Genomic DNA, 12,128 nt, shown 5'->3' on the forward strand with positions numbered 1-12,128 from the left:
ACTTTAACCACCGCACGGTCGGGGTGTCCACCGGTGTGCAAGGGGTCGGTCGCCGGTAAGTCCGCAGGTGAAGCGGGGGCGACGCAGAACACCCACCTCGAGGTTCCGTCGGCGTGGGTGCTGTTTGTCACGCCAGGAAAAGCCTTGATCGATGAGTATTTGTTGACAGATGCGGTGTTAGCTTCAACAGCTGAGTTAGCTGGGGGCGGAACGACTGGAGTTGTCGAAGCGATGGGCCGAGCGGAAGCGAGAAGGGCGCGACAGGGGAGCGCCCGCCGGACCAAACCGAAACAGAGGAAGTCCGGTATACGCCGCCTCTTCACCTGGAAGAAGATCCTCGGAACGTTCCTCGGGGTGTGCCTGCTGGGCATCCTCGGCTTCGTCGGACTGTACCTGTACGTCGAGGTGCCCGACGAGGGCAACAAGGACGCACAGCTGCAGAGCAACGTCTTCAAGTACTCCGACGGCAAGGTCATGGCCCGGGTCGGCGAGCTCAACCGCGAGAGCGTCCCGCTCGACCGGATACCCAAGGACGTCCAGTACACCTTCGTCGCCGCGGAGAACAAGACCTTCTTCGACGACTCCGGCGTCGACCTGAAGGGCACCGCACGCGGCATCCTCAACACCCTGCTGGGCCGCGGCAAGCAGGGCGGCTCGACGATCACCCAGCAGTACGTCAAGAACTACTACCTGAGCCAGGAGCAGACGGTCAGCCGCAAGCTCCAGGAGATCGTCATCTCGCTCAAGGTGGACAACAAGCTGGGCAAGGACAAGATCCTCGCCGGCTACATCAACACCAGCTACTACGGCCGCGGCGCCTACGGCATCCAGGCCGCCGCCCAGGCCTACTACCGCAAGGACGTCGAGAAGCTCACCGTCTCGGAGGGCGCCTACCTCGCCTCGCTGCTCCAGGCGCCGAACCAGTACGACTGGACCCTGGCGACCAAGGACGGCCAGAAGCGGGTCAAGGAGCGCTGGGCCTACACCCTCGACAACATGGTCGAGATGCACTGGCTCTCCAAGGAGGAGCGCGCCAAGCAGCGGTTCGAGGTCCCCAAGCCCCCCAAGCCGCTGCCCGGTCTGACCGGCCAGACCAGCTACCTGGTGGCCGAGGCCAAGAAGGAGCTCTACGCCCAGGGCGTCGACGAGAAGCAGTTCGAGCGCGGCGGCTGGACGGTCACCCTCGGGATCGAGAAGGACAAGCAGCAGGCGCTGGAGAAGGCCGTACAGCGCAAGCTGACCGACGACCTCAAGCCCAAGAGCCGCAAGGTCGACGCGGACGCCCAGCTCGGCGCCACCTCGGTGGACCCCAAGACCGGCCGCATCGTGGCGATGTACGGCGGCGCGGGCTACCCCAAGCACTACACCAACAACGCCACGCGCTCGGACTACCAGCCGGCGTCCACGTTCAAGCCGCTGATCCTCGCCTCGGCGATGGAGAACAACGCGGTCACCCGGGACAACGTGCCGATCACCCCGGACACGATCTACGACGGCCGCAACCGCCGCCCGGTCGTGGGCGGCGCCATCCCCTTCGCGCCGCCCAACGAGGACGAGCACGAGTACGGCAAGATCAGCGTCCAGACGGCGACCAACAACTCCGTCAACGCGGTCTTCGCGCAGATGGGCCAGGACGTCGGGCTGGAGAACGTCAAGAAGACCGCGGTGAGCCTGGGCATGGACGGCTCCAAGATGGAGGCCCGGCCCGCCATGACGCTGGGCTCCATGGGCGCCAGCCCGCTCCAGATGGCCGCGGCCTACGCCACCCTCGACAACCACGGCAAGAAGGTCACCCCGACGCTGGTGACCAAGGCCGTGCACCCCGTCGACGGCGTCGACACCGAACAGCAGCTCAAGGACCCGATCGGCGAACAGGTCCTCAGCCGCAACACCGCCGACACCATCACCTCCGTCCTCGCGGGCGTGGTCAACGACGGCACGGCCACCTCCGCCGTGAAGAACACCGCCTACCACGCGGTCGGCAAGACCGGCACCTCCGACGACAACAAGTCGGCCTGGTTCGTGGGCTACACGCCCAAGCTGGTCACCGCGGTGGGCATGTTCGGCGAGTCGCCCAAGGGCGGCGCCCAGGTCACCCTCAAGGGCACCGGAGGCGGCGGCCGGGTCAACGGCGGCGGCTACCCGGCCCAGGTGTGGGCGGCGTACAACGAGGCCGTGCTCGGCGGCGACACCGGTGCGGACTTCGACCTCGACACCGACCTCGGCGCCGGGGTGCCCCCGACCAGCACGCCCACGCCGAGCAACACCCCCTCGTCGTCCCCGACGCCGTCCGGCACGCCCAGCGGTACGCCGACGCCGACCCGGACGCCGACCAGCAGCCCGTCGCAGTCCGAGTCGGGCCGGCCGACCGGCCGTCCCTCGCCGAGCGACTCCTCGTCCGGCCCGCCGACCGGCGGCACGACCGGCGGTGACACCACCGACGGCGGGACGACGGACGGCGGCACCGGGCAGGACACCGGCGGGACCGAGCCCAACAGCCTGCCCGGCTTCCACTGACGCCGGACGCCGCACGCCGTGCGCGCACACACCGCGGCCCCCGCCCATCGAGGCGGGGGCCGCGGTGCGTGTGCGGGCGCTCGGGCCGGCGCTTGCGGCGTCCTCAGCCTCCGTTCACCCTCTTGGCGATCCGGTCGCCCAGGTTCTTGTCGATGTTGCGCCAGTACTGCAGCGCTCGCTCCAGCACCGGGGCGCTGACGCCGTTGCGCAGATGGCCGGAGACATTGCCGACCAGGCGGTCGCGGGCGGCGTCGTCCAGCACCTCGCGGACCATCGTGCCCGGCTGGCCGAAGTCGTCGTCGTCCGCGCGCAGCGAGTAGGCGCCTCGGACCATCTCGCCCGCGGTCTCCCAGCCGGCGGCCGGGTCGAAGCGCTCGGGGTCGGCGGCCGGCCCGCCCTTGGAGTTCGGTGCGTACGGGGCGCTCACCCGGGCGGGGTCGAAGCGCATCGGGCCGTCCTTGGCGTAGGAGTGCACCGGTACGTGCGGCCGGTTCGGCGGCAGCTGGGTGTAGTTGGGGCCGATGCGGTACCGGTGGGTGTCCGGGTAGGAGAAGATCCGGCCGAGCAGCATCTTGTCCGGCGAGACGCTGATGCCGGGGATGAGGTTGCTGGGTTCGAACGCGGCCTGCTCGATGTGGATGAAGAAGTCGTCCGGGTTCTTGTTGAGGGTCATCCGGCCGACCTCGATCAGCGGGTAGTCCCCGTGCGGCCACACCTTGGTCAGATCGAACGGGTTGAAGCGGTAGTCCGCCGCGTCCTCGAACGGCATGACCTGCACATACAGCGTCCACGAGGGGTGGTTGCCGCCCTCGATCGCCTCGTACAGATCGCGCCGGTGCGCGTCGGGGTCCGATCCGGCGAGGCGGTCGGCCTCCTCCTGGGTGAGGAAGTCGATGCCCTGGTCGGTCTTGAAGTGGTACTTGATCCAGAACCGCTGACCGCTGTCGTTGATCCACATGTAGGTGTGGGAGCCGTAGCCGTTCATGTGGCGGTAGCTCTTGGGGATGCCGCGGTCGCCCATCAGCCAGGTGACCATGTGTGCGGACTCCGGGGACAGCGTCCAGAAGTCCCACTGCATGTCGTTGTCGCGCAGGCCGTTGTCCGGCCGCCGCTTCTGGGAGCGGATGAAGTCCTGGAACTTGATCGTGTCGCGGACGAAGAAGACCGGCGTGTTGTTGCCGACCAGGTCGTAGTTGCCGTCCTCCGTGTAGAACTTGAGCGCGAAGCCGCGCGGGTCGCGCCAGGTGTCCGGGCTGCCCTGCTCACCGGCCACGGTCGAGAAGCGGGCCAGCATCTCGGTCTTCTTGCCGGGCTGGAAGACGATCGCCTTGGTGAACTGGCTGACGTCGTTGGTGACCTCGAAGGTGCCGTACGCGCCCGAGCCCTTGGCGTGCACCACCCGCTCGGGGACCCGCTCGCGGTTGAACTGGGCCATCTTCTCGATCAGGTAGTGGTCGTGCAGCAGGATCGGGCCGTCGCGCCCGACGGTGAGCGAGTGCTCGTCGCTCTCCACCGGGACCCCGGCGTTGGTCGTCGTGCGCGGGACGTCGCGAGCGGTGCTGGTCATGGGTGGAAATGCCTCCCATTCGACTGGGGTGTCGGGGCGGTAGGTGCAGTAGATCCCTTTTGCCCACCCAAGCAGTCAACGCCTCCGACGGCATGTCGGCAAGAGTTGGACCCCGTCCGGTCTCAGACGGGGTCCAACATGCGGGATGCGGGCGGGCGCCCGCCGGACGTCAGCGGCGCACCGACCCCGGCGGCATCGACAGCTCGAACCAGACGACCTTCCCCATGCTCAGACGGGTCGCGCCCCAGCGCCGGGCCATCCGGTTGACGAGGTACAGGCCCCGCCCGCCCTCGTCCGACGGCCGGGCCTGGCGCAGTCGCGGCAGCTGCGGGACATCGTCGCCGACCTCGCAGCGCAGCACGTCCGTACGCAGCAACCGCAGCGTGATCGGCCGCTCCGCGTACCGCACCGCGTTCGTCACCACCTCGCTGACCAGCAGCTCCAGCTGGTCGGTCAGCTCCTCCAGGCCCCAGCGCGCCAGCGCCCGCCGGGCCAGCCGGCGCGCCTGCCCCGCCGTCTGCGCCTTCGGATCCAGATACCAGTACGCGACATCGCTCGGCGCGATCCCGTCGAACCGGGCGGCCAGCAGCGCGATGTCGTCATCGCGGTCGCCGGGCCCCAGCATGTCCAGCACCTCGTCGCACAGCGGCTCCAGCGGCGGCGGATGGGGACCCGTCAGCCGCGCCGTCTCCGCCAGCCGCTCCCGCAGCTGCTCGATACCGGTCCACACGTCGCGGATCCGCGACTCGACCAGGCCGTCGGTGTACAGGACCAGCGTGGCACCGGCCGGGGCGTCCAGCTCCACCGCCTCGAAGTCCACCCCGCCGACGCCGATCGGCGCGCCCGACGGCACCCGCAGCACCTCGGCGCGCCCGCCGCGGTGCAGCATCACCGGCGGCGGATGGCCCGCGTTGGCGATGGTGATCCGGTGCGCCACCGGGTCGTAGACGGCGTACATGCAGGTCGCCATCCGGTCCGTGCCCAGCCGCTGGGCCTGCTCGTCGAGGTGGTGCAGCACCTCCTGCGGCGGCAGGTCCAACCCCGCCAGGGTCTGCGCGGTGGTCCGCAGCTGGCCCATGATCGCGGCCGAGGTCATCGAGTGCCCCATGACGTCGCCGACCACCAGCGCCACCCGGCTGCCCGGCAGCGGGATCGCGTCGTACCAGTCGCCGCCCACCCGGGCCGTCTCGGCGGCCGGCAGATAGCGGCTGGCCAGCCGCACCCCGGTCGGCTGCGGCAGCGAATCGGGCAGCATCGTGCGCTGCAGCGCGTCGGCGATATACGCCTCGCGGCCGTAGAGCACGGCCTTGTCCACACCCAGCGCGGTGTGCGTCGCCAGCTGCGCCGCCACCAGCAGATCGTCCGGTTCGAACGCCGGCCGGTCCGGGCGCCGCAGGAACACCGCCGCACCGATCACCCGCCGCCGCCCGCGCAGCGGCGCCAGGATCACCCGGTGCCCGCCGGGCAGCCGCGGATCGGGCCCCAGCAGCTCGGGCAGCGCCGTACGCGCCGCCTGCGCCTCGCCGAACAGCGGCCGTACGCCCCGCAGCACCTCGGCCAGCGGACCACCGGGCCGCACCTCCGCCAGCTCCGCGGCGCTGCCGCCCATCGCCGGCCCCAGATCGGGCTGCGCGGGCAGCATCGGCAGCCGGCCGCCGTTGGTGTCCGGCTCCTCCGGAATCCGGTCGGTACGCCGCAGCCGCAGCACCACCGGGCCGGTCGGACGCTCGTCGCCCACCGGCAGCGGATCGCGCAGATAGACCAGGATCGCGTCGGCGAACGTCGGCACCGTCGCCCGGCACAGACCGAGCACGATCTCGTCGAGGTCTATGCCGCGGGCGATCCGCCGCGTCGCCGCCCCGATGAACCGCAGCCGGTCGCCGCCCGCCTGCCGGGCCGCCGCCACCTCACCGCTCTCGCCCGGGTGCGCCGAGCGCGCCGGGGGAGCCGGGGGCAGCGGAGCGGGCGGCAGACTCTCCGGGGGGCCCGCGGGAGCCGGTACCTGCGGCCCGGCGACCTCCCCGGCCGCCGTCAGCGCCGGATCGCCGTCGCGCGGCCGCGACCGCCCACCGCCACCGGGGCCGCCGCCCTCGCGCGGCCGCCCGACGCCCTTCTCCCGCGGACGCTGTCCGTGGTGCGGCTCCTCGCCCGACTCGGGTGCCCCGGCGCGGTTCACCGCGCCCTGCATCCGCCGCCCGGCCCGGGCCGTCTCCCGCCCCGCGTCCGGCGCGCCGCCTTCCCGCCCGCTCGCCGGCATGGCCACCTCCCCGTATGAGTCGCCGTACGCCTCCCCGTACGGGATGGCGGCGCCGTCCCGCGCCGCACCATGGTCCGCGACCGGCTCGTCGTCGGCGTGCCCGAAGTTCCCGGCACGGCCGGCCGGCGGACCCGCCGACGCCGTGACGGCGGCACCGGACAGGCCGAGGTCGTCACCGCCGCGCACCGCGAAGCCGCTGCCCGGCACCGGGCTGACGCCGGTCGCGGCGGGCCGCTGCAGGGCGCTGCGCGGGTCGGGGACCGCGCCGAGCGGCGCCGTCCCGCCCGGCCCCCGCGCAGGGGACGCCGAGGGCGCGGCGGTCGAGGCCGACCGCCGCGATTCGTGGGAGGTGGGGTGCTCCGTCACGCGTGGGATTCCATCCGTCCGGGGCTGCGCGCTCGACGCGCTGCGTCTCAGGCGCTTCGCAGGTGCAGAAAGAGCTGGATCTCGGGTGGTACGTCCGTACTCGCCGGGGCGTATGCGTAGGCATCCTCCCCGACGACGTCGAAACCCGCGTCGTGCACGACCCGGCGCAGGTCGTCCCGCAGGTAACCCGATACCCGGATCGAGTTGCCCAGGAACGGAATCGTGAAGTCGTCCACATCCGCCTCGACCATCGACAGGGCGAGCAGCCCCTCGGGGCGTAGCAGATCATGCAGCATGCCCAGTGCGTAAGGGATTTCGGCACGAGGCAGCATCAGCAGGGAGAAATAAGCGGCGATTCCGTCAAAAGAACCGGCCCCGCCGAGCCGGCCGCCGCGCAGATCGGCGATGTCCAGCCGGTGGAACTCCGCGCCGGGGACGTTGTCCCGGGCCAGCTTGACCATCGAGGGGGAGAGGTCGACACCGACGACGCGGTGCCCGGCCTCCGACAACTGACGGGCGGTCGGCAGGCCCGTCCCGCATCCGAGGTCCAGGATGCGCGAGCCGGCCGGCAGGGCACCGGCCAGCCAGACGCCCGAGGCGAGCTGACCCTCCTTGTGGGGGAAAGCGTCGTCATACCGGTCGCCGATCGCGTCGAACGCCTCGGCCTGACCGGCCCGGTCCAGTGCTAACCGGTTCAGACCCTCGTACCCGTCGTAGCTCTTCGCGCTCACGACCTCGCCCCTCCTGTGACCGCGGTCAAGTTCGTTTTCCCGTTCTGGAGTTGCGCCTGTGCAGTCTTGCGGAGGACGATCCTACGTTTGAAGCCCCAGGGCGCAGCAAGGGGGCTCGGCCCCGCTTCTCGCATGGCGGGAAACAGCTTTGCCCATAGGCGCACCTTTCCACGGTTCGCCCCCTTCACTCCCGTCGATTCGCTTCACACCCTCACGACCGCAAACGTTCCGGCGCGCGGTCCCAGTCCTCGGGCAGTCCCGGGACGCCCCAGGACGGATCGGGCCGCCAGTCCTCCCACCCGTCTGCGAAGGGCCCGCGCCAGGCCGAGATCTGGGCGATCGCCGCCCGTCCGGCCGATCTGACCTCGGCGGCCCGGGCGGGCGCCATCAGCCCGTCCCGCTGCGCCTGCGCGAACTCGTCCTCGTCCCGCCACTCCCAGTGCCGGTCGGGGTAGACGCAGATGTCGAGGAAGTGGTCCTCGGAGTCAATCCCGCCGGCCCAACGGCGCCGCGGCTCCTCCAGGTTGACGTACCAGTTCTTGAACTGCCAGCCGCGCTCCCAGAACAGCCACACCGACCAGGGGTCGCCGGGCCGCGCCAGTTTCAGCACCCCCGTGCCGAACCACTGGTCGCGGACGGTCCGGCGGGGTTTGGTGTAGCGGGTGGACAGCGGTTCGCGATGCACGGGCGTGCCGTCGGCGAGCACCGGCTTGACGCAGGGGGTGCCGGGCGCCATCCACGCCGCGAACAGCTCCGGGGTGTCCTGCACCACGGTCATCGGACGGCAGATGTGGAACTGCTCGGGATGGGCGTTGTCGCGATAGCGCCACAGGATGTGCTCCCCCGTGGCCCAGCGCCCCGCCGCCGTGCCGTCCGCCGCGCGCCTCGCCCCGGCCGTTCCGCCTTCGCCGGCCGCCTCGCCTTCCGTCGTGTCCACCATGTCCGCTGTCATGCGCAGATCTTAGAGGCGCGGCATTACGGCCGCCGTGACTTGAGCCGCACCCGGCGTTACGAGCGCGGTAACGCGCGTCGCGCGCGCCGTTACGAACGGGCGCCGGCGACGCGCGCTACGGGGTGCGCCGCGGCCGCGCGCTACGGGGCGCGCGGCGAACGCGTGCTACGGACGGGTCATCCGCAGCACGTCCAGCGCCTCGTCCAGCTGCTCCTCGGTCAGCAGCCCGCGCTCGACGTACCCGTCCTCGATGACCACCTGGCGAATGGTCTTCCGCTCGGCCAGCGACTTCTTCGCGACCTTCGCGGCCTCCTCGTACCCGAGGTACTTGTTGAGCGGAGTGACGACCGACGGCGACGACTCCGCGTACTCCCGCGCCCGTTCGACGTTCGCCGTGATCCCGTCGACCGTGCGGTCCGCCAGCAGCCGCGCCACGTTCGCGATCAGCCGGATGGACTCCAGCACGTTCCTGGCGATGACCGGCAGCATCACGTTCAACTCGAAATTGCCGGCCGCCCCGGCCGCGGCCACCGTCGCGTCGTTTCCGGTGACCTGCGCCGCCACCATCAGCACCGCCTCGGGGATCACCGGGTTGACCTTCCCCGGCATGATCGACGACCCCGGCTGCAGATCCGGCAGCGCGATCTCCGCGAGCCCGGTCCGCGGCCCCGAGGCCATCCACCGCAGATCATTGGCGATCTTCGTCAGCCCCACGCCGATGGTCCGCAGCTGGCCGCTGGTCTCCACGATGCCGTCGCGCGCCCCCTGCGCCTCGAAGTGGTCGCGCGCCTCCGTCAGCGGCAGCCCCGTGGCCCGCGCCACCTCGGCGATCACCGCCGCCGAGAAGCCGGGCGGCGTGTTGATGCCCGTCCCCACCGCCGTACCGCCCAGCGGCAGTTCCGCCAGCCGCGGCAAGGAGGCCCGCAGCCGCTCCACGCCGTACCGGACCTGGGCCGCGTACCCCCCGAACTCCTGCCCCAGCGTCACCGGCGTCGCGTCCATCAGATGCGTCCGCCCGGACTTCACCACGTCCGCGAACTCCGCCGCCTTCCGCTCGAACGCCGCCGCCAGGTGCTCCAGCGCCGGAACGAGGTCGTTCAGCACGGCGGAGGTCGCCGCGACATGGATCGACGACGGAAAGACGTCATTGGACGACTGACTGGCATTGACGTGGTCGTTGGGGTGCACGTCCCGCCCCAGCCGCTCGCTCGCCAGCGTCGCGATGACCTCGTTGGTGTTCATGTTCGACGACGTCCCGGACCCCGTCTGGAACACGTCGATCGGGAAGTGCTCGTCCCACCGGCCCTCCGCGACCGCGGCGGCGGCCTCCTGAACGGCCTCGGCGATGTCCTTGTCCAGCACCCCCAGCTCGCCGTTGACCTTGGCGGCCGCCCCCTTGATACGGGCCAGCGCCTCGATGTGCGCCCGCTCCAGCCGCTGCCCGGAGATCGGGAAGTTCTCCACCGCGCGCTGCGTCTGCGCCCGCCACTTGGCGTGCGCGGGCACCCGCACCTCGCCCATGGAGTCGTGCTCGATCCGGAAGGCGGTGGAGCCGCCGGGGCCGGGGGCGTCACCGAGGCCGTCGACGCTGCCGAAGTCGTTTTCGCTCATACCTGTTTCAGTACCCGGTCCCCCCGATCTGTTCCCGGTTCCCGAAATCCGCTCACCTGACGGCGCACGGACGCATGGGCAGTTCGAACGGTTTGCCGATTCGGGGGGCCGGTACGCCGGAAGCGGAACGGCCACCCCCCACTCGATGTGGAGGGTGGCCGTTCGTGCCGCGGCGCGCTGCGTCGGGTCAGTCGGCCCGGCGCACCGGGATGCTGGTGAACGTCGGAGCCGGGGCCGGGTCCTGGAAGAAGTCGTTGCCCTTGTCGTCGACGACGATGAAGGCGGGGAAGTCCTCGACCTCGATCTTCCAGACGGCTTCCATGCCGAGCTCCTCGTACTCCAGGATCTCGACCTTCTTGATGCAGTCCTGGGCCAGGCGGGCGGCCGGGCCGCCGATGGAGCCGAGGTAGAAGCCGCCGTGCGCGGCGCAGGCGTCGGTGACCTGCTGGGAGCGGTTGCCCTTGGCCAGCATGACCTTGGAGCCGCCGGCCGCCTGGAACTGCTCGACGTAGGCGTCCATACGGCCCGCCGTCGTCGGGCCGAAGGAGCCGGAGGCGTAGCCCTCGGGGGTCTTGGCCGGGCCCGCGTAGTAGACCGGGTGGTTCTTGAGGTACTCCGGCATCTCCTCGCCGGCGTCCAGGCGTTCCTTGATCTTGGCGTGGGCGATGTCGCGGGCGACGACCAGCGTGCCGGTGAGCGACAGGCGGGTCTTGACCGGGTGCTTGGTCAGCTCGGCCAGCACCTGGTCCATCGGGCGGTTGAGGTCGACGGCGATCGCGTCGAGGTCGGGGCCCGCGCCCTCGGTCAGTTCGGCGTCGGTGGTCTCGGGGAGGAAGCGGGCCGGGTCGGTCTCCAGCTGCTCCAGGAAGACGCCCTCGGCGGTGATCTTCGCGACGGCCTGGCGGTCGGCGGAGCAGGAGACGGCGATGGCGACCGGGCAGGACGCGCCGTGGCGGGGCAGGCGGACGACGCGGACGTCGTGGCAGAAGTACTTGCCGCCGAACTGCGCGCCGATGCCGATCTTCTGGGTGAGCTCGAAGACCTTGTCCTCGAGCTCCTTGTCGCGGAAGCCGTGGCCCGTCGGGGAGCCCTCGGCGGGGAGCTCGTCGAGGTAGTGGGCGGAGGCGTACTTGGCGGTCTTGAGGGCGTACTCGGCCGACGTGCCGCCGACGACGATGGCGAGGTGGTACGGCGGGCAGGCGGCCGTGCCCAGCGAACGGATCTTCTGCTCCAGGAACTTCATCATGGAGGCCTCGTTGAGGACCGCCTTGGTCTCCTGGAAGAGGAAGGACTTGTTGGCGCTGCCGCCGCCCTTGGCCATGAACAGGAACTTGTAGGCGCCGCCGTCGGTCGCGTACAGCTCGATCTGCGCCGGGAGGTTGGAGCCGGTGTTCTTCTCGTCCCACATCGTCAGCGGGGCCATCTGCGAGTAGCGCAGGTTCAGCTGGGTGTAGGCGTCGTAGATGCCGCGGGAGAGGGCTTCCTCGTCGCCGCCCTCGGTGAGGACGTGCTGGCCGCGCTTGCCCATCACGATCGCGGTGCCGGTGTCCTGGCACATGGGCAGCACGCCGGCCGCCGCGATGTTGGCGTTCTTGAGCAGGTCGAGCGCGACGAAGCGGTCGTTGGCGCTGGCCTCGGGGTCGTCCAGGATCTTGCGGAGCTGGGCGAGGTGGGCCGGGCGCAGATAGTGCGAGATGTCGTGCATCGCCTCGGCGGCCAGCTTGCGCAGCGCCTCCGGCTCCACCTTGAGGAACGTACGGCCGTCGGCCTCGAAGGTGCTCACGCCCTCCGAGGTGACGAGTCGGTACGGGGTGTTGTCCTCACCTACGGGGAGAAGGTCGGTGTAGGCGAATTCCGGCATCGAAGGTCATTCCTTACTCGGAGGGGTCCGGCTGGCATCTACGGCAGCGCCTGAACAGCGTAGAACCCCGACCGGTGGACGCCGCTGTGAGGTAAGGCTCAGTCGGCGGCCGCTCCGGGTGCGCCACGGTCGCGTCCGGCCGCCGCCGAAGCGAGCGGACCGCTGATCGCGGCGGAACCCGTGGACCCCTAGTCGCGATCTATCGCGTTTCGGTACGCTGGGGCGGTGGATGCAGACAACGGGGGACGACCGGGCCCCGAGACCCC

The 12,128-nt window shown here is 70.9% G+C and carries 7 protein-coding genes; 1 reads left to right on the forward strand and 6 read right to left on the reverse strand.

Going from position 1 to position 12,128, the window contains the following annotated elements:
• The first annotated feature begins 231 nt into the window (after window positions 1-231).
• The gene (locus AC0680_RS24695; protein ID WP_478632451.1) at window positions 232-2,517 is read left to right on the forward strand and encodes a transglycosylase domain-containing protein; all 2,286 of its coding nucleotides are present in this window, start codon (window positions 232-234) and stop codon (window positions 2,515-2,517) included.
• A 103-nt stretch (window positions 2,518-2,620) separates the two neighbouring features.
• Here AC0680_RS24695 and AC0680_RS24700 read toward each other — a convergent pair whose 3' ends face one another.
• The 6 genes from AC0680_RS24700 to AC0680_RS24725 form a co-directional block, all read right to left on the reverse strand.
• The gene (locus AC0680_RS24700) at window positions 2,621-4,084 is read right to left on the reverse strand and encodes a catalase (RefSeq protein WP_478632454.1); all 1,464 of its coding nucleotides are present in this window, start codon (window positions 4,082-4,084) and stop codon (window positions 2,621-2,623) included.
• 169 nt (window positions 4,085-4,253) lie between these two features.
• The gene (locus AC0680_RS24705; protein WP_478632456.1) at window positions 4,254-6,707 is read right to left on the reverse strand and encodes a SpoIIE family protein phosphatase; all 2,454 of its coding nucleotides are present in this window, start codon (window positions 6,705-6,707) and stop codon (window positions 4,254-4,256) included.
• A 47-nt stretch (window positions 6,708-6,754) separates the two neighbouring features.
• Window positions 6,755-7,438, reverse strand: a complete 684-nt coding sequence (locus AC0680_RS24710; RefSeq protein WP_478632458.1) for a class I SAM-dependent DNA methyltransferase — start codon at window positions 7,436-7,438, stop codon at window positions 6,755-6,757.
• Between the two features lie 211 nt (window positions 7,439-7,649).
• Window positions 7,650-8,390: a cytidylyl-2-hydroxypropylphosphonate hydrolase gene (gene fomD, locus AC0680_RS24715; RefSeq protein ID WP_478632461.1), complete on the reverse strand. Its 741-nt coding sequence runs from the start codon at window positions 8,388-8,390 to the stop codon at window positions 7,650-7,652.
• A gap of 165 nt (window positions 8,391-8,555) precedes the next feature.
• On the reverse strand, window positions 8,556-10,001 hold the full coding sequence (locus AC0680_RS24720; protein ID WP_478632463.1) for a class II fumarate hydratase: 1,446 nt from the start codon (window positions 9,999-10,001) through the stop codon (window positions 8,556-8,558).
• Between the two features lie 187 nt (window positions 10,002-10,188).
• Window positions 10,189-11,862 (reverse strand): fumarate hydratase, encoded by a 1,674-nt coding sequence (locus tag AC0680_RS24725; RefSeq protein WP_478632466.1) that lies wholly within the window; start codon window positions 11,860-11,862, stop codon window positions 10,189-10,191.
• Window positions 11,863-12,128 lie beyond the last annotated feature (266 nt).

The organism is Streptomyces sp. NPDC043738 (assembly GCF_056436545.1).

What these genes read in the sequence shown, in the direction of transcription:
- AC0680_RS24720 (WP_478632463.1), bottom strand. Translation starts at nt 10,001, where the DNA reads ATGAGCGAAAACGACTTCGGCAGCGTCGACGGCCTCGGTGACGCCCCC.
- AC0680_RS24725 (WP_478632466.1), bottom strand. Translation starts at nt 11,862, where the DNA reads ATGCCGGAATTCGCCTACACCGACCTTCTCCCCGTAGGTGAGGACAAC.
- AC0680_RS24700 (WP_478632454.1), bottom strand. Translation starts at nt 4,084, where the DNA reads ATGACCAGCACCGCTCGCGACGTCCCGCGCACGACGACCAACGCCGGG.
- fomD (WP_478632461.1), bottom strand. Translation starts at nt 8,390, where the DNA reads ATGACAGCGGACATGGTGGACACGACGGAAGGCGAGGCGGCCGGCGAA.
- AC0680_RS24695 (WP_478632451.1), top strand. Translation starts at nt 232, where the DNA reads ATGGGCCGAGCGGAAGCGAGAAGGGCGCGACAGGGGAGCGCCCGCCGG.